At 62.5% G+C, this 17,142-nt stretch carries 20 protein-coding genes; 10 read left to right on the top strand and 10 right to left on the bottom strand.

Features of this window, described 5'->3' with window-relative positions; all coding sequences use genetic code 11:
* Positions 1-161: 161 nt before the first annotated feature.
* The 8 genes from EJP69_RS16950 to EJP69_RS16915 all read left to right on the top strand — a co-directional run bounded on the left by EJP69_RS16950 (position 162) and on the right by EJP69_RS16915 (position 5,459).
* Positions 162-620, top strand: a complete 459-nt coding sequence (locus EJP69_RS16950) for a hypothetical protein (RefSeq protein WP_170217147.1) — start codon at positions 162-164, stop codon at positions 618-620.
* 42 nt (positions 621-662) lie between these two features.
* Entirely contained in the window at positions 663-1,394 is a 732-nt protein-coding gene (locus EJP69_RS16945; protein ID WP_126471618.1) for a hypothetical protein, read from the top strand.
* Positions 1,395-1,441: 47 nt separating this feature from the next.
* Positions 1,442-1,873 carry an NIF family HAD-type phosphatase gene (locus tag EJP69_RS16940; RefSeq protein ID WP_126471616.1) on the top strand — a complete coding sequence of 144 codons (432 nt, stop codon included), beginning with the start codon at positions 1,442-1,444 and terminating at the stop codon, positions 1,871-1,873.
* On the top strand, positions 1,863-2,753 hold the full coding sequence (locus tag EJP69_RS16935) for a hypothetical protein (RefSeq protein WP_126471614.1): 891 nt from the start codon (positions 1,863-1,865) through the stop codon (positions 2,751-2,753). Before EJP69_RS16940 ends, EJP69_RS16935 begins: the two co-directional genes overlap by 11 nt.
* A 94-nt stretch (positions 2,754-2,847) precedes the next feature.
* The gene (locus EJP69_RS16930; protein WP_126471612.1) at positions 2,848-3,312 is read left to right on the top strand and encodes a GNAT family N-acetyltransferase; all 465 of its coding nucleotides are present in this window, start codon (positions 2,848-2,850) and stop codon (positions 3,310-3,312) included.
* Between the two features lie 104 nt (positions 3,313-3,416).
* On the top strand, positions 3,417-3,746 hold the full coding sequence (locus EJP69_RS16925) for a hypothetical protein (RefSeq protein ID WP_170217146.1): 330 nt from the start codon (positions 3,417-3,419) through the stop codon (positions 3,744-3,746).
* Positions 3,747-4,389: 643 nt separating this feature from the next.
* Positions 4,390-4,737: a hypothetical protein gene (locus EJP69_RS16920; RefSeq protein ID WP_126471607.1), complete on the top strand. Its 348-nt coding sequence runs from the start codon at positions 4,390-4,392 to the stop codon at positions 4,735-4,737.
* 59 nt (positions 4,738-4,796) lie between these two features.
* Positions 4,797-5,459 (top strand): hypothetical protein, encoded by a 663-nt coding sequence (locus EJP69_RS16915; protein ID WP_126471605.1) that lies wholly within the window; start codon positions 4,797-4,799, stop codon positions 5,457-5,459.
* 156 nt (positions 5,460-5,615) lie between these two features.
* On the opposite strand, the gene EJP69_RS16910 is transcribed toward EJP69_RS16915, so the two are convergent.
* The 3 genes from EJP69_RS16910 to EJP69_RS16900 form a co-directional block, all read right to left on the bottom strand.
* Positions 5,616-5,990 carry a hypothetical protein gene (locus tag EJP69_RS16910; RefSeq protein ID WP_206169340.1) on the bottom strand — a complete coding sequence of 125 codons (375 nt, stop codon included), beginning with the start codon at positions 5,988-5,990 and terminating at the stop codon, positions 5,616-5,618.
* A complete protein-coding gene (locus tag EJP69_RS16905) occupies positions 5,947-6,399 on the bottom strand; it encodes a hypothetical protein (RefSeq protein WP_126471603.1) in 453 nt (150 codons plus the stop codon). The genes EJP69_RS16910 and EJP69_RS16905 overlap by 44 nt, the downstream gene beginning before the upstream one ends.
* A 202-nt stretch (positions 6,400-6,601) precedes the next feature.
* Entirely contained in the window at positions 6,602-6,988 is a 387-nt protein-coding gene (locus EJP69_RS16900; RefSeq protein ID WP_126471601.1) for a hypothetical protein, read from the bottom strand.
* Between the two features lie 146 nt (positions 6,989-7,134).
* On the opposite strand from EJP69_RS16900, the gene pyrF reads away from it, so the two are divergent.
* Together pyrF and EJP69_RS16890 are read left to right on the top strand one after the other, a co-directional pair.
* Positions 7,135-7,839, top strand: coding sequence for an orotidine-5'-phosphate decarboxylase (gene pyrF, locus EJP69_RS16895; protein ID WP_126471599.1), 705 nt, complete (start codon positions 7,135-7,137; stop codon positions 7,837-7,839).
* A 681-nt stretch (positions 7,840-8,520) separates the two neighbouring features.
* Positions 8,521-8,916 (top strand): hypothetical protein, encoded by a 396-nt coding sequence (locus tag EJP69_RS16890; RefSeq protein ID WP_093197304.1) that lies wholly within the window; start codon positions 8,521-8,523, stop codon positions 8,914-8,916.
* Positions 8,917-9,086: 170 nt separating this feature from the next.
* Here the strand turns inward: EJP69_RS16890 and EJP69_RS16885 are convergent, their stop codons facing one another.
* The 7 genes from EJP69_RS16885 to EJP69_RS16855 are packed head-to-tail and all read right to left on the bottom strand — an operon-like array spanning position 9,087 to position 17,139.
* The gene (locus EJP69_RS16885; protein WP_126471597.1) at positions 9,087-9,980 is read right to left on the bottom strand and encodes an NAD(P)-dependent oxidoreductase; all 894 of its coding nucleotides are present in this window, start codon (positions 9,978-9,980) and stop codon (positions 9,087-9,089) included.
* A 9-nt stretch (positions 9,981-9,989) separates the two neighbouring features.
* Entirely contained in the window at positions 9,990-11,444 is a 1,455-nt protein-coding gene (locus EJP69_RS16880) for an aldehyde dehydrogenase family protein (protein WP_126471595.1), read from the bottom strand.
* Between the two features lie 25 nt (positions 11,445-11,469).
* Positions 11,470-12,891 carry an amidase gene (locus EJP69_RS16875; RefSeq protein ID WP_093308065.1) on the bottom strand — a complete coding sequence of 474 codons (1,422 nt, stop codon included), beginning with the start codon at positions 12,889-12,891 and terminating at the stop codon, positions 11,470-11,472.
* Positions 12,892-12,895: 4 nt separating this feature from the next.
* Positions 12,896-14,389, bottom strand: a complete 1,494-nt coding sequence (locus EJP69_RS16870; protein WP_093308066.1) for an ABC transporter substrate-binding protein — start codon at positions 14,387-14,389, stop codon at positions 12,896-12,898.
* A 49-nt stretch (positions 14,390-14,438) separates the two neighbouring features.
* Positions 14,439-15,254 carry an ATP-binding cassette domain-containing protein gene (locus EJP69_RS16865; RefSeq protein ID WP_126471593.1) on the bottom strand — a complete coding sequence of 272 codons (816 nt, stop codon included), beginning with the start codon at positions 15,252-15,254 and terminating at the stop codon, positions 14,439-14,441.
* On the bottom strand, positions 15,251-16,246 hold the full coding sequence (locus EJP69_RS16860) for an ABC transporter ATP-binding protein (RefSeq protein ID WP_126471591.1): 996 nt from the start codon (positions 16,244-16,246) through the stop codon (positions 15,251-15,253). Before EJP69_RS16860 ends, EJP69_RS16865 begins: the two co-directional genes overlap by 4 nt.
* Before the next feature lie 5 nt (positions 16,247-16,251).
* Positions 16,252-17,139 carry an ABC transporter permease gene (locus tag EJP69_RS16855; protein WP_126472019.1) on the bottom strand — a complete coding sequence of 296 codons (888 nt, stop codon included), beginning with the start codon at positions 17,137-17,139 and terminating at the stop codon, positions 16,252-16,254.
* Positions 17,140-17,142: the final 3 nt, after the last annotated feature.

Genomic DNA, 17,142 nt, shown 5'->3' with positions numbered 1-17,142 from the left:
GCTGTCGTTGGCTCTGGCGAAGTGAATAGGTACTATCGACCAAGAGCTGTCGTTCGGAGGCGCGGCAGCGTGCGGTCAGAAACGGCCGCTCAGCACCTGCACGCAGATTCGACGAAGTAGATCTTTCGATCTTTGTGATTCGAATGGGAAAGGAGGGCGTGATGAGTTTGAGCTTGAATTTCGTCGACAACGGAACCCAGCACAACGACATCGTGCTGGAGTGGGAAGGGAAAACTTGGGTTTGCGATTCCTATTACCTGGCGCTTGACGACTACCTGCTGCCAAAAGTCGAAGATGTAGCGAAGGTTCGAGCAGTGCTCTTGCGAGTGTTGGAACAATGGCTGGAAGTTCTGAATGAGTTGCACGTTGATGAGATCGCCTTCCTGCCATATGACTTCTCGGACCAATACACCGGTTGGCTGCGCTGCACCCGTCGCCAAGAGGGATTCCTGGTTGAAAGAGGGTGGTCGAATGTTGAAGGGTGGTCTTTCGCACCATCAAGAATCGGTAGCCTGCTGCGCAGTCTTGATGAATTTCGTGCCGACGGATCGTCTGTCGAGTTGCCTACGGAAGAACTCTTGGAATCGATCCGCAAGTCCATGGCCCGTGCTGCAAGCTAAGAGGCCACTGGAAGTGGCTAGCCTCGATCAAACGCACATCAGATGAAGTTCAACGATCTTGCCCGCAAAGCCGCGAAAGGCTCCGCACCACTGTCCTACGGTGGATCAGTTAATCCAGAAGACATGATTCGGTTTTCGCTGGCATATGGTGCTGAGGGTGCTGACGAAATTGAACGACTCTGCAAGCAACACGGCTGGCATGAGGACGGCTTGCTGGAAAACGGCAAAAGAGTAGCGCCGCTCGCGCGCTGGGCTGCGGCCTGCATTGCCTACGGGCGGGGTGGCATTGCTTCGCTGCAGCGTTTGCTGACCAATCGGACACTCGCGACCTTTGCCATCGCGGTTCTTACGGAAGTCCGCACCGAGCCTTGTGTTGCGGTGCTGCTGGACTACTGCCTGTCGACCACTCCCCTTTCGGACGAGCCAGGCGATCCGTTTTGGCAAGCGCTCAGCGCGTTGAACTCTTTGACCAGCTTCGACGACGGGCTGGTCATCACACATGAACAGCGGGAGAAGTTGAGGGACTTGGTTATCGAGACGTTCGCGGGCGCCAACACCCCATTTCAACAGACACTTTGCCTGTGTGCGTTAAGAGGGGCACCTATCGAAGGGGCACTGGAATGGGCGCAGGCTCAGACGGTGGTCGACGCGGGTGCTATGCGTGCAAAAACCGCCGCGATAAAGTCTCTCCAGCGCCGTCTTTCCGGCTCGTTCAAGCCGCCCAGTGCAGAGCAGAAGCGCCAGATCCGCAGGCAGCGAGCGCTTGATGTCTAGCGCTTTCGCCAAGACCAGACGTTCCTACAGTCGATCCAAGTCCGTCCATGAACGAATATGTCCTTGCCCTCGATCTCGAAGGCACCTTGATCTCAAACGCGATGAGCCAGATACCGCGGCCAGGCCTGGCTGAGTTCCTGACTCGTTGCGCTGAGTTGTTCCCCCGCATCGTCATGTTCACCACAGTCAAGGAAGAACGATTCCGAAAGATCGCGCGCCTATTGGTGGATGAGAAGGTCGCGCCCACCTGGTTTGCGGATATGGAGTACATCGTCTGGCGGGGCGAGACCAAAGACCTTCAATTTGTCCCGGGCGTAGATCCCCACCAAGTATTGCTGGTCGACGACTTCGAGAAGTACGTTCATCCCGGCCAGGAAGCGCAGTGGCTGCAAGTTGAACACTTCGACTACCCCTACAGCTCAGAGGATCGTGGTCTTGCCGAGGTGTTCGACGCATTGGCCGCGCGTATTGCTCGATGAACGCTGGTGCATTCAGCGGCGTGAATCGGCTAGAAGCGGTCGTTCGTCACGGCAGCTCAATATTCCATCATTGTGGCGCGCAACTGCTACTTTGCTAGGTACATTGCAACCAAATCAAGCCTTCATTGCCCCCTTAAGGAGTGGACTGCGAGATGCAAGTGTTTTCTTCTTCGGCTGCGATGCCAAGCCGCAGCGGTTGCCGCGTCGAAGGTCTTTTGTGAACCTAGTCACGAACAAGGTGCTTTGCATGATCCGAAGTCTTGTACTCACGGCAATCCTTGCCTTTGCACAACAAGCTTGCTTAGCCACGTCCATATATATCGACTTGGACCAAGCGGTGGCGCAAGCAGACGTTGTTGCTGAGGTGGAAATCGTTGAGGGGCGACTTGCAATGGCCAGCATTGGGCAGCGCTGCGGCGCCATTTACGAGGCTGTAGTGCGGTCGACGGTGAAGGGCCCTTCGGTGGGCAGCATGATCTCGTTCAGTCCTTTCAGTGGACGTGGAATCGGCAATCGATACGTGGTGCTACTGGTCAAGGCCGGGGCGCCCGGCGACTCAACGTATTCGTACTTCAAGGATCCCTTGATCGCCAGCTGGACTCCTGCCGGGAAAGAGGAGGCGGCACGTGCCCAATGCGAATCGGGCTACGCCCCACTGCGCGAGACAGGATGGGGGCTTGGAACAATCGAAGTCAAACCGAGCCCGCACTTCGACTACAGGCCAGCAGTGAGCATAAGAACCTTGAACTATGTATCTTCCACGCACTTCCCGAGCCACTGCGACTCGAAAATGATCGGTGAAACTTGCACAGGCAACACGGAGATTTTGCTCGACGAATTCCTCAAGGGCCTTGCCATGATCTACGCAGGTACAAAGTGATGTTGCTGCTGGCGAGGATGAATCGGGAAGTGTCTAACGTCCTTCGCAGTCGGCCAGAACCAGACCTTCGACGAAGGCGCACTAACAACCGCATATGACGTGCATCACAGTCAGGAAAGCTGCCGCCGCAGACGCACCCGCCATTCTCGCGCTCTATCGCGAGTTGAGACCCCATGACCCTCCGATTGCGAATGATCGCCTCGATTTACTTTGGAGGGAGGTCGCGGAAGGCCCGCAATCCATGGTGCTGGTGGCCGAATGCGACGAGGAGGTCGCCTCCACCTGCATGCTGGCCACGTTGGCCAACCTTGCGAGTGGCGGAAGGCCCATCGGTGTTATCGAACACGTTGTGACGGCGGCGAGATTCCGGCGCCGTGGGCTCAGCCGCAGATTGCTGGAGTTCGCGTTGATGGAGGCTTGGCAAGCTGGCTGCTGTAAGGTGATGCTCCTTTCCGGCATGCAGCGTTCAGAGGCTCACGGCTTGTACGAGGCTGTTGGGTTCAAAGGGGATGTCGAACGAGGGTTTGTGGCAAAGCCACCAACAACAGTCTTCGCATAGAAAACGCAGCAATCGGCCAGGACAGGACGTTCGTCGCTGTGGCTCGATTCAGCCCGAGCAGTCACCTTTAGCAACCCATGCACCCCCTGTGGTCGTCAGAAATCATGTCCGTAGAGCCATCGCCATCGACGTCTGATTCCGGTGAGTACCTCGACTGGATGTGCATAAGTCTGCGTCGCCTCTCCGACGACGACCGCGAGTGTGTCTACCAGTTCAGTAGCAATCTCTACGGTGCGGTTGGCCCGAACCGCAACGAACAGGCCAGAGCCGTCTCCGGGCGGCTGAAGCTCGTCAAGAAAACTGGAAAGTTCGAGTTACTTGAGCCGATGCCCGGTGATAGCCAGCGTCGGGTCGCCGACCGTGCGGCTCAGAAGGTCTTCGCGCATTGGAAGGCCGGCGAGCTGCCAGAAACCACGATGTACGTCGCTGGGTAGTTCCTCATGCGGCCACAACCCGACGTGCCTAGCGCTCTCAAGCTTTGCTCTTCCAGTCTGAGAGTGCTTGGCGAGCGCGTTCTGACTTGCATCAGATCTCATAACAGTCGGTAGGAAGCGGACTTTGATGAATATGGCATTTCCAGATCTGCACCCACGCATTGAGTCTGCCCTTGGACACCCGATGCCGGCGGAGCACTCCGTGCACGGTTTGACCGTTCTCCCGGCGCAAATAATAAATGACGCGGTGTTGGTCTACGAGCGATGCGGGGCTCTACACGCATTTGCCTATCTGTATCACGTCACCGACGCCGAATTCCACCACGTCAAGGAGTTCTGTGGAGCGCAAGGATGGACTACAGACGTTGATGACTAACGTTGATCAAGGGCCGCTCTGGGCCCGTTCGCGATGCTGTCGCGACCGGCGACAGTCGGCCAATAGCAGACGATCGGCCCTGAACCAGAATTCGATAAACCGCAGTCAATGGCCCAGGGTGGGGCGAGGTGAGGTCGACAGTCGACGGGAGGAATTATGGGATTTAGAAACTGGCTCAGTTCCGCTGGCGGAGCGTTGTTCGGCGCGCTACCTGTTTGTGCAGCGGCATGCAGCCTTGCGCCGTCCGCGTACGACCTAGAAGCCTTCTTGAAGCAACGAGACTCATTGCAAGTGGTCATCCTTGCCAGAGTTGTTGTGGTCGAGAATCTACCGCCTCGCCCGCAGATGCTCTCTGAGCAGAAAGTCGAGTTTGAGGTACTACGTTCATGGCGCGGAGGGAATCAATCGACAATTGTCACGACTATTGGCGTCGGCGAACCAAGTGGTATCAGTTGTAGCGGCATTGGCAACTTCCACGTGAAGCTGAGGCAAACATGGCTCTTGGTGGGAGGCTACGACAACACCGGTTTTAGGCCGTCAGCGCTTAAGAGCAAGCTTCTTCCCGATGGCGTACTTCCCGCTGAGACATTGAAGCTGCTGGAGTCCAGCAAATAGGCCGATGGCGGCCAGAAGCCGACCTTTACCGCCTGCCTCTTCCTCGAGCAGACTGGCGCATGGATGAGCCTAAACTTTCATCAAAAACTGGACGAGAAATGCGCACAACTTCGAAGATTCGTTTCATCCCGCAGTCGGCACTCCTTTTCGGAATTGCCTGTCTGTCGGTCTTGCCGATGAGCGCCTTTTCTAGGCAAGTGGCCGTTCCGGAGGCCACCGTCTCCTTTGACCTGCCTGATCGGTGGGAGTACCGGCTGGCAAGTGAACCTACGCGAAAGATAGTTGCGATTCGAGCGGGGCTCAGGGAGAGAGGCAACATCGCTTTTACTTGCCAGATCGACAGGCACGATTTGCCGCCAAACTTTCGGTCATATTCCCAGAAGCAACTTAATGAGGCATATGCCAGTAAGCCGCTCGATGCGCAAGGATTCCGAGCAAGACTCGCTACCCAGGTGCGCGGCCCGCTTTCTATCGAAAAGGTGGGACAGAGCACGATAGGGGGTGCGCTGGCCTACTGGGCCGTTGCGACGGTCACTGAGGGCCAAGGTGCTGATCAGTTCAGAGTCGTTACCAAGCACTTCGTCACTCAGACGCCAGGATTCGCGTGGATGATTCAATGCGGAGCGGGGTCTGTGGACAAGGCAAAGGACCCCATGGTTTTTTTCAAAGAGATGGAGAAGCCATTTGAAGAGTTCGTTGCTTCAATAAAATTTTTGTCCTGACCTCAACGGTGCGGGCTCGTGCGATTCGAGTGGCCGCTTTCTGCCGGGACGAGTGACCGGAAAGGGCCCGAAGCCGAAGTTCGATTCAATCCAAAGCGGTCTCTCGCCTGGTCGATCGAGTGGCGGTGCGAGGCAGATTGCTGGCTCTAAAGAGCCTTAAGGCTGCCGCGTCGCACGGCGCCATAATTCCTCGAACTCTGCGAGGGACAGTTCGGTGAGGGCCGCATCCCTTTTCAGATTTTCTGTATCGGCCTCTGGAAATTCGGGACGGGTCGTGAAGTCATACTGCTCGTTGTTATGAGCGCTAGGGGTTGCCCACCACAGCTCATGCTCAAAGCTGTTAATCATCCGAGTGATCATGCCGTCATGGACTTCGCAATAGAAGAGTCCAGGAATCCCTTCATGACTCTCGTTGTACGTTCGATAGTACTTTCGGATCGACTGCATCAGTTCGAGTATCTTGAATGAACGACCGATGATGGCCGGACTACGGCCTTGAGCGCGAAAGCGTGACCAGAGCAAGTTCACCATCACGGAACTCGTAGTGCACCCAGGCTTCAGGGCGCTCATGTCGGACCCAAGATGACTTCAAGCCCAGTAGAGCATCGTCAACATGCCCGGTGGAATGACGAACTCCTGCGGCCTTGGCTGCAACCTCTGCATCCTCAAAAGAACTAAAAAAGGGCACCCCAACGTCGCTCGCTGAGATGGGTGTGAACCCCTCAATTGAGGACGCATAGCAGAAGACCGTCTTGAGCACTTGGTTCTGGTCAAACCGGACCGCAAATCCAGCCGCCTTCGCTTCGGCCCAGTACTCGTCCTCTGTGCCCTCGCGTAGGCGATCGAAGCTATAGACGACATCGCCGACCTGATAGTCCTCTATGAGTTGAAGAATCTCTTCGTCTTTCAGCTTCTTGCCGAGCAAACTAGTCAATGTCATGCGGTTTTATTGCTTAGAGTGCGAAGGTGGTCGAATTCTGCGTGGTCGGCCCAACGTCGCTACGTCGCTACGTCGCGATTTGGCCCCGAACGCCGGATGACGGCTTGTGGCCGACTGTAGTCGAAGTGAGGTCGACGCCACCGGGCCTTGAGCCGAAGTTCGCTGTTCTCGAAAGCAGTCGTTTATCTGCTCACACTTGTGCTCACCAAAGGTCCAGTCGGTCAAACTGAAATCGAACAGTTTCTGCACCAGCCGGGACATCCCCGAAGTTGAAGACGAAGCCACGCGCCTGGACCAGTCCCTCAGCCTGATCGACTACTTCGCCGCAACCGCGATACCCGTAGCTCCCGTGACACTCCAGCCGCTCTGCACCAGCAAGTGCTTTCTTATCTGCCGGCCAGTCTTGCAGGTACGGAGACTCCAGCTCGTCAACCATGACCGGATGCAGCAGGTTGGGAACTGTTTGGCCAACCTTGTAAGAGCACTGAAAGCAAAAGGCCACCACCGTGGCCACATCGCTGGAAAGCGTAACGTTGGCGTCCCCGCTATCTGAAAGCCAGTTGATGCTCGAAATGGTGAGGTGACTCATCGAAGTTGCGATTCTTGGCTTAATTGACGGCTTGTCTTGGACGACCGCTGTTGGCCGCATTCTGCCTGTCAGCTGATAGGCTGCGCACGTTTGCCCAGTTCACGGTCTCTCTGGGAGCGCAGGGCATCGACATTGAGGACAAGTCAATGAGCACGGACAGCCGCATCATCGTTTCGCTCGACTTCCCTACCGCCGCATTGGCGGCGGACCTCGTGAAGCAGTTGGGCGCAGCCACTACGTTCTACAAGGTAGGCCTGCAGCTGCTGACGGCAGCAGGACCTTCGGTCGTCCGCGAGCTTGTAGATGCAGGGAAAAGTGTTTTCCTGGACCTCAAGCTGCTGGAAATTCCAAACTCGGTGGCTGGCGCGGTGACGGCAGCCGGACATCTGGGTGCTTCGATGGTGACTGTGCACGCCTCAGGCGGTTCCGCTGTGCTTCGCTCGGCAGTTCAAGCCGCGAGCCAGTTCCCTCAACTAAAGATTCTTGCGGTCACCGTCATCACCAGCATGAGTGACCAGGATTTGAAAGAGGTAGGTGTCGCCTCGACGGTTCCAGAGCAGGTCGCACGACTGGGTCGTCTTGCAGCCGTAGCCGGTTGCCATGGCGTTGTAGCGTCCCCATTGGAGGTGAGGCTGCTTCGTGAGGTCTTGCCGCTCGGTGCCCTTATCGTGACGCCAGGTACGCAGCTCTCAGGCGATGAACAAAATGACCACGTGCGGGCTGCGACTCCCACGCAGGCAATCGGGGCTGGCGCGACGCACGTGGTCATCGGCCGACCCATATCGCGTGCCTTGAATCCCGCTGCCGTGTTCGCGGCAGTGCGCGCTGAACTGGCTACCGCCATCCAGTGACGCTGAAGCGGCCAGGCTGATTTGGACCACCGATCAAGCAAAGCGATCAACGGTTGCCCAGCGCCAGTCCTGTCAATGCGACCGTCGACATGCTGCGGGATCAAGCCAAAGCGGCGTTCGTGCCCGTGCAGTTCGACGCCACGACCTCGCCGGCAGAAATCGGATATCCGCGTGCCGATGCTCTGGACCACAGGCCTGCGATCCGAGGTGTGGGAAGGGCCGAGATTCAGCGGAAACGTGGGTTACGTCTGCGCGGAAATCAATGGGCCGTTTACAAGCGCCGTACGCACGACACAGCGCAATACAAGCAACTGCACCGTGGCCTTCATAGTGCTCTTCCGCCGTCGCTGGCGCGTTGCTACGGAGTTTGCCCAAGCCACCCCACAACGCCCTTCGGCCACCTTGCCGGAGGGCCATCGGAGCACAAGTCGTGTCGTCGCCGAAAAAGAACGCCGCCTTCCTCGTCTCGATCTCGGGCCACCACCTCCCGGCATGGCTGTGGAGCGCAGGAAGAAGCAGGCCTCGTTCGCGTGCACCGGCCGGATCCAGCGCTCAAAGAAGTAGCGCTTTTTAGTTAATGCCATGTAACGCCATCGGGCGTTACCGACAGGCCAACCAGGCGCTTGGACGCACGCGCAGGGCTGAACGCACGCCGACTGCGCGACGTCAGAGGGGCATGTCATGTTCACACGATACGTCGTCCGCACGCTGCTTTGCATTGCCGCCGTGCCGGCCATCTCCGAGGAGTCCGCACCCATCCATGGCCGGGTGTTTCTGACCAAAGCCGAGGTAGAGACCACCTTGATCGGCAAGCCCATCGTTTCAAGCAATCTTTCGACCGGCATGGTGTCGCGCTGGCAGTTCTATTCGGATGGCCGCGTCGACTTTGTCAATCAAAGCGGGCCCGGCAAGGCGTCGGGCAAGTGGGTTCTCAACTCCGACGGCTCGATGTGCGTGACGATGATTTCTCGAACCGGCTGCCGCTACTGGTTCAGGAACGAAAAGGACGGTGGCATTGCGAATGCTCAAACCAGGGAGCCGAATGCGCCTACCGTGGCTGAGATACGGTTTGAGTGATGGTGCGAGATTGGGTGGTTCGAGCTGGGATGGACGAGGTCCGGCAAATGTTCAGTGTTGCGCCCGCGCATATCCATCCGCATTCCGCCGCAGCGGTCGAACCACGAACTTCATAGCCGCACGCGCCCCGAACAGCGAGCGGCCCGCACAGAGCAAGTGCGGGCAAGAGATCAGCGCAACGCTTCAACCAGATCGAGCACCATCCGGTCACCACCGAACTTCTCGACCCCGTGAGTCAGCAGCGCATCCACAGCCTGCGCAATGCCATGGCTCGAAGAAGACTGCTCCGCCATGTCGTTGTAGTACCCGAGGTCCTTCTTCGCATTCGCCATCGAGAACTTCAGCGAATCGGTGCTGCCCGTCAGCAGCTTGGGCTTGACGCGTTCCAGCGCTACGCCGTTGCCGCCGCCCTTGGCGAGTACGTCGACGAACACGTCGGGCTTCACACCGGCACGCTCCGCGCAGGCGGCCGCCTCGCACAGCAGCGCCACGGTGCCCAGCGAGACGAAGTTGTGCAGCAGCTTCATCGCATGGCCAGCGCCGATGCCGCCCACGTGCGTGATGTTCTCGGCGAAGCAGCGCAGCAGCGGCAGGCACGAGGCCAGCACTTGCTCGTCGCCGCCCACCAGCAGGTTCAGCCGGCCTTCGGCGGCTTCCTTCGCGGTGCGGGTCATGGGCGCGTCGATGAACTTGCCGCCCTTGGCGCTCACTGCTTCCGCGACCTTGGCGGTGGAGGCGGGCACTGCCGTCGAGCAGTCGATGACCACGGTGCCGGGGCGCAGCGTGGTCAGTGCGCCGCTGTCGCCGAGCATCACGGCCTCGACCTGCGGGGTGCCGGTGACGCACAGGATCAGCACGTCGACCTGCGCGGCCAGCGTGGCCACGTCCTTCACCGAGGTGGCGCCGGCCTTCAGCAGGCCGTCGATGGGCTGGTTGCCCGCGTGCTCCAGCACGGTGAGCTGGTGGCCGTGCTTGACGATGTTGCTGGCGATGCCGTGGCCCATGAGGCCGACGCCGACGAGGCCGACCTTGCGCGGCGCTTGCTGCTGTTCAGTGGTAGTCATGTGTTGTCTTCATCCGTGCTTGATGGCGATGGTCTTGAGGGTCGTGAATCCGAGCAGGGCCTCGAAGCCCTTCTCGCGGCCGAAGCCGCTGGATTTCACGCCGCCGAAAGGCAGTTCTACACCACCCGCCGCACCGTAATTGTTGACGAAGACCTGGCCGCAATGCAGCTTGTGCGCCATGCGCAACTGGCGCGCGCCGTCGCGGGTCCATACGCCGGCCACCAGGCCGAAATCCGTGCCGTTGGCCAGGCGCACCGCTTCGGCCTCGTCGGCGAAGGGCGTCAGGGCCAGCACCGGGCCGAAGACCTCGCGCTGCGCGATGTCGCTCTCGTGCGGCACGTCGCGGAACAGCACGGCCTCCTGGTAGTAGCCGGTGGAAGACGCGTTGGGCGACACCGTGCCGCGCGCCGCCACCTTCAGGCCGGCGGCCTCGGCGGTCGCGACCATGTCGCGCACCTGGCGGAACTGCTTTTCGTTGATGAGCGGGCCCATGTCCAGGTCTTCGGCGGGCGTGCCCGCGCGCACGGCGGTGAAGCGTTTGGCAAGCCGCTGCACCACTTCTTCATAGACCGACTGTTCCACCAGCACGCGGCTGCCCGCGGAGCAGGTCTGGCCGGCGTTCTGGATGATGGCATTGAGCAGCACCGGCTCGGCCGCGTCGAGGTCGGCATCCGCGAACACGATCTGCGGCGACTTGCCGCCGAGTTCGAGCGTCACCGGGCAGTGGCGTTCGGCCGCGGCCAGGCCCACGCTGCGGCCGGTCATGGTCGAGCCGGTGAACGAGATATGGTCGATGCCCGGGTGCGCGCACAGCGCGGCGCCGGCTTCCTTGCCGTAGCCCGTCACCACGTTGAGCGCGCCAGCCGGAAAGCCCACTTCGGTCGCGATCTCCGCCAGGCGCAGCAGCGACAGGCTCGCATCTTCCGCCGGCTTCACCACGCAGGCGTTGCCCGCGGCGAGCGAGGCGCCCACGCTGCGGCCCGCGATCTGCATCGGGTAGTTCCAGGGAATGATGTGGCCCGTCACGCCGTGCGGCACGCGCACCGTCAGCACGGTGTAGCCGCGCTCGTAGGGCAGGGTGTCGCCGTGCAGCTTGTCGCAGGCGCCGGCGTAGTACTCCATGTAGCGGGCCAGCGCGGTGGCGTCGTTGCGCGCCACGCGCAGCGCCTTGCCGGTGTCGCGCGCCTCGAGCTGGGCCAGCTCCTCGTGGTGCTCCATGACGGCTGCCCCGAGCTTGGCGAGCAGGCGGCCGCGCTGCAGCGCGGTCATGCCGCCCCAGGGGCCGTCGAAGTTCTCGCCCATGGCCTGGCGCGCGGCGCGCACGGCGGTGTCCACGTCTGCGGCGGTGCCGCGCGCGATCTCGCCGAACTTGCTGCCATCGCTCGGGTCGATCACGTCGATGGTGGCGTTGCCTTCGGACTGCACGCGGCGTCCGTCGATGTAGTGGGCTGCTGTTGCGTTCATGGTGTCTTGTCTCCTGGGGGCCGGGTCAACGGGTCGCGTTGGGTTCCGGCCAGGGTTTCTGCGTTTCGCGGATCTGCTCGAAGGCGCGGCTGAACTGCAGCACGCCCAGGTCGTCGAAGCGACGACCGGCAATCTGCAGGCCGATGGGCAAGCCTTCGGCCGAGTAGCCGCAGTTGATCGAGGCAGCGGGCTGCTCCGACATGTTGTAGGGCACGGTGAAGCCGATGTGCTCCAGCGGCAGCATCGGGTCGTTGGTCGGCGAGGCGTGGTCGGCCGGCGCGGGCATGTTGGGCGACACCGGCGAGATCACGAAGTCGTAGGCCTTGGTCGCGGCGATGGCCGCCGCGCGCGTGGCGATGAACTCGCTGTAGGCCTCGAAGATGTGCGCGCCCGAAAAGCCGGCCGCGCTCTCGGCCCATTCGCGGATGTACGGCAGGATCTTCGCGCGCTTCTCCGGCGCCATAGCCTGGATGTCGATGCACGAGCGCATGCGCCAGAAGTGGTCCATGCCCTTGAGCATCTTCGGCGTCATGAAGGCCGGGATTTCCTCGACGTGCGCACCAGCGGCCTCGATGTGCTTCGCCGCGCGGCGCACGGCTTCGGCGATCTGCGGGTCCAGCGGCAGGCCGCAGCCCGCGTCCATGTGCAGCGCCACGCGCTTGCCCTTGATGAACGACGGATCGACCTCGAAGGCATTCCAGTCGATGACTGGCGGCGGCAGTTCGGAATAGTCGCGGTCGTCGGGCTGCGCGACCGAAGCCATCATCAGCGCCGAATCGGCCACGGTGCGGGTCATCGGGCCGGCACAGCGGCCCATGTAGGGAGAGCTCAGCGGAATGCGGCCGAAGCTGGGCTTGAGCGTGTAGATGCCGCACCAGCTCGCCGGCAGGCGCAGCGAGCCGCCGATGTCGGTGCCCACGTGCAGCGGGCCGTAGCCGGCGGCGGCAGCAGCACCGGCGCCAGCGCTGGAACCGCCGGGCGTGCGCGACAGGTCCCACGGATTGCGCGAGAGCTCATGAAAGCTCGACAGCCCCGACGACAGCATGCCCAGGTCGGGCATGGTGGTCTTGGCGACCAGCACGGTGCCGTCTTCCTTCAGGCGCGCGGCGGGCGGCGAGTCGTAGCTCATCGGCACGAGGTCGTAGGCGGCGGTGCCCAGCGGCATCGCATCGCCCTTGGTCGCGAGGTTGTCCTTGATGGTCACGGGCACGCCGTCGAGCGTGCCGAGCGGCTTGCCGGCCAGCCAGCGTGCCTCGGAGGCGCGGGCTTGTTCCAGCGCCAGTTCGGGGCGGAAGAGCCAGGTGGCATGCAGCTCGGGCTCGTAGGCCGCGATGCGCTCGTTCACCGAGCGCGCCACTTCCACCGGCGAGAGTTCCTTGGAGGCATAGGCCGCGTGCAGCTCCTGCACGCCCAGGGAATACAGGGGCTTCGATGTCGACGTGCTCATCGCATCAACCCCACGAGATCGCGGCCAGGTCGTTCACCACGATCGGCATGCTCGGCCACAGGCCCTTCACTTCCTTGCGCGCGATGGTCGGGAACACCGCCTGGTAGAGGAAGCCGTTGACCGCGTCGGTCGCAAGCATGCGCTGTGCATCGGCCAGCAGGTCGGCGCGGCGCTTCTTGTTCTCTTCGTTCTGGATGGTGACGAACAAGTCGCGGAACTTCTTCGAGTCGTAGCCCCAGTAGTAGTCGGGCTCGGTGTACTTCACCAGGTCGAAGGGCTCCACGTGCGCGACCATGGTCAGGTCGAAGTCGTGCGCACCGCCGAAGGTGCCGCTGAGCCACTGGGCCCATTCCACGTTCTGGATCTTCACGTTGATGCCGATCTGCGCGAGCTGCGCGGCGATCACCTCGCCGCCCTGGCGGGCGTAGGAGGGCGGGGGCAGTTGCAGGCGCAGCTCGAGCGGCGTCTTCACGCCGGCTTCGGCCAGCAGCTTCTTCGCCTTCTCCACGTCGAAGGGGTTCATCGCGGTGGTGTCGATGAAGCCCGGCGCGCCCAGCGCGTAGTGGCTGCCGATGGGCCTGCCGAAGCCGTCGGCCGCGCCCTGGATGATCGCGTTGCGGTCGATGGCCGCCAGGATCGCGCGGCGCACGCGCACGTCGTCGAGCGGCTTCTTGCGGTTGTTGATGGTCAGGATCACCTTGCCGCGCGTGCCCACCTCGATCACCTGGAAGCGCGCGTTGCCCTTGAACTGGCTCACCGAGCGCGTACCCGCGCGCGGGAAGATGTCGATGTCGTTCGACAGCAGCGCGGCGGTCTGCGCGGCCGTGTCCGACATGAAGCGGAAGACGAACTTCTCGGTCTTCGCGAGGTTGGGGTCGCGGTAGGTCGGCGACTTCACCAGCGTGCACGAGGCGCCGCGCTGCCAGGCGCTCAGCTTGTAGGGGCCGGTGCCCACGGGTGCAGTGGCGTTGGTCTCGGCGCTCTTGGGCTCCACGATGCAGGCGGTCGACTGGCCGAGCATGAAGGGCAGGTCGGGGTTCGACAGCGTGCTGTTGACGCCCACTGTGTGCTCGTCGAGCACGACGGTGCCGATCTCGCTGAAGAAGCGCTTGTCCTTGTTCGTGCTCTTGGCGCCGCCCGCGCGGTCGAAGGAGAACTTCACCGTGTTCGCGTTGAAGGGCTGCCCGTTCTCGAAGCGCACGCCCTTGCGCAGCTTGAAGACGAAGGTCTTCATGTCGGGCGAGGACGACCAACTCTCCGCCAACATCGGCGTGACCGAGCCGTCGGCGTTCACCTTGGTGAGCGTCTCGAAGATGTTGTATTGCGTGATTTCCGCGATGGCCGAAGCGGCGCCGCTCGTCGGGTCCAGGCCCGGCGGTTCGAGCGGCATGCCGATCGTCAGCGTGTTCTTGCCGGCCTGCGCACGGGCCTGGGGCAGGAAGACACCCGGGATTGCCGCGGCCATGGCGGAAGTCATGAGTGTGCGTCGCTTCAACATTCGATAGTTCCTGGAGGTGAGTGTGGAAAAGGAAGGAAAGCCGCCCCGGCTAGCGGGAGGGCGTATGCAGGACGGCGGAAAGCAGGGTGCGCGTGTACTCGTGCTGCGCGTGCTCGAACAGGTCGGCTGGACGGCCGCGCTCCACGATGCGGCCCTTGAAGACCACGCAGACTTCGTCGCACAGGTGGTTGACCACCGCGAGGTCGTGGCTGATGAGCAGGTAGCTGATGCCGAACTGCTGCTGCAGGTCCTGCATGAGGTTGAGCACCTGGGCCTGCACCGACACGTCGAGCGCGCTCACGGGCTCGTCGGCCACGATGAGCTTGGGGCGCGTGATGAGCGCGCGCGCGATGGCGATGCGCTGGCGCTGGCCGCCGGAGAACTCGTGCGGGTACTTGTCGAGGTCGGTGGTGCGCAGGCCCACTGCGGCCAGCGTTTCGCTGGCGCGCTCGCGCTGCTCAGCACGGCTCGTTGCGGCCAGTGCTTCCAAGGGCTCGGCGACGATGCGCGCGACGGTCTGGCGTGGGTCGAGCGAGCCGTAAGGGTCCTGGAACACCATCTGGAAGTCGCGCCGCGCCACGCGCAGCTCTTCCTTCGAGAGCGCGTGCAGGTCGCGGCCTTCGAGCGAGACAGTGCCCGAGGTGGGCGTGTCGAGCGCCATCACGAGGCGAGCGATGGTCGACTTGCCCGAGCCCGATTCGCCGACGATACCCATGCTCTGGCCGGCCTGCACTTCGAAGCTGACGCCATTGAGTGCCTTCACGGTGGGCGGCGGGCCGAACAGCTTCTCGCGCGGCAGCGCGTAGTGGCGATAGAGGTTGTTCACGGCCAGCAGGGGCTGGCGGGCGGTGGCTGACTGGCTCATGCGGCGGCGGCCCTGGCGTTCGATGCGGCGATCTCGCCCAGCCGCAGGCAGCGCACCGTGTGGTTGTTCGGCAGCAGCGTCTCGCGCGGCTTCGTGCTCTGGCACAGGTCGATGGTGTGAGCGCAGCGGCCGGCGAATGCACAGCCGCGGGGCATGTCGACCAGCTCCGGCACGCTGCCCCTGATGGTGGGTAGCCGGCCGGCGCGCACTGCGCCGAGGGCGGGGCGTGCCGCGAACAGGCCACGGGTGTAGGGATGGGCGCGGCTGGCGAAGACGGCGTCGGTCGGTCCGCTTTCCACTGCGCTGCCGCCGTACATCACGAGCATGCGCTTCACGCTGCTGGCGATCACGCCGAGATCGTGCGAGATCAGGATCAGCGCCATGCCCATTTCCTTGACCAGGCCCTGGATCAGGTCGAGCACCTGCTTCTGGATGGTCACGTCGAGCGCGGTGGTCGGCTCGTCGGCGATCAGCAGGTCGGGACCGCAAGCGAGCGCCATCGCGATGCCGATGCGCTGGCGCTGGCCGCCGGAGAACTGGTGCGGGTACGCATCGAGGCGCGAGGCCGCGTCGGGAATGCCCACCCGCTCGAGCAGGTTCAGCGCCTCCTTGCGGGCCTGTTCCTTGGTCAGGCCGCGATGCAGCCGCAGCGGCTCGCCCACCTGGCGCGCGATGGTGTGCACCGGGTTCAGCGCCGTCATCGGCTCCTGGAAGATCATGCCGATGCGGTTGCCGCGGATCTCGCACATCTTCTTTTCGGGAAGGCCGACGAGCTCCTGCCCGTCGAGCTTGATGCTGCCCGCGACTTTGGCGCTGGAGGGCAGCAGGCCCATGAGCGACATCACGGTGATCGACTTGCCGCAGCCCGACTCGCCGACGATGCCCAGCGTCTCGCCGCGTTCGAGCGAGAACGAGATGCCGCGCACGGCCTGCGCCGGCCCGCGCTGGGTCTGCAGGCCGATCTGGAGGTTGTTGACTTCGAGGAGTGGCATATCGCTTAGCGGGCGCGTGCGAGGCGCGGATCGAGCAGGTCGCGCAGGCCGTCGCCGAGCATGTTCAGGCCGAGCACCGCGAGCGCGATGGCCATGCCGGGGAAGACGGCCAGCAGCGGCTGCTGGAACATGAGGGTCTGCGCTTCACTGAGCATGCGGCCCCACGAAGGTTGCGGCGGCTGCGTGCCCAGGCCCAGGTAGGAAAGGGCGGCTTCGGCAAGGATGGCGATGGCGAAGCGAATCGTGATCTGCACGATCAGCACGGCCGAGATGTTCGGCAGTACGTGCTGCATGGTGATCGAGAAGCTGCCCTTGCCGCAGGCGCGCGCGGCGGCGACGTACTCGCGCGACCAGATCGCATTGGCCGACGCACGCGTGATGCGCGCGAAGGTCGGGATGTTGTAGATGCCGATGGCCACGATGGCATTCACGATGCCCGCGCCGAAGACGGCGGTCATCATGATGGCCGACAGGATTGCGGGAAAGGCCAGCGTGAAGTCGGACAGCCGCATCACCGCTTCCTCGACCCAGCCGCGCTTGGCGGCCGCGAGCAAGCCCAGGGCGGTGCCGACCACGAGGCCGATGCCGACCGCGATCACGCCGACCAGGATGGATGCACGTGCACCGACGAGCAGCAGCGAGGCCACGTCGCGGCCGAAGGCATCGGTGCCGAGCCAGTGCGAGCCGGAGGGCGCCTGCAGCTTGTTCGCCATGTCCATGCCGTAGGGCGAGTAAGGCGTCCACAGATAGGACAGCAGCGCGGCCAGCACCAGCAGCGCGGCGAGCACGCCGCCGATGCAGAAGCTGCGGTGGCGCAGCGCGCGGTGCCAGAAGCCGGGGGCTTTCAGTGCCACGCCGGTGGCGGCGGGCAGCGCGCCGGAGGTCGGGTTGATGGC

Source organism: Variovorax gossypii (assembly GCF_003965815.1).
Classification (GTDB): domain Bacteria; phylum Pseudomonadota; class Gammaproteobacteria; order Burkholderiales; family Burkholderiaceae_C; genus Variovorax; species Variovorax gossypii.
Note: the sequence above shows the minus strand (reverse complement) of the source record. Positions and strands in the feature narration are given on the sequence as shown.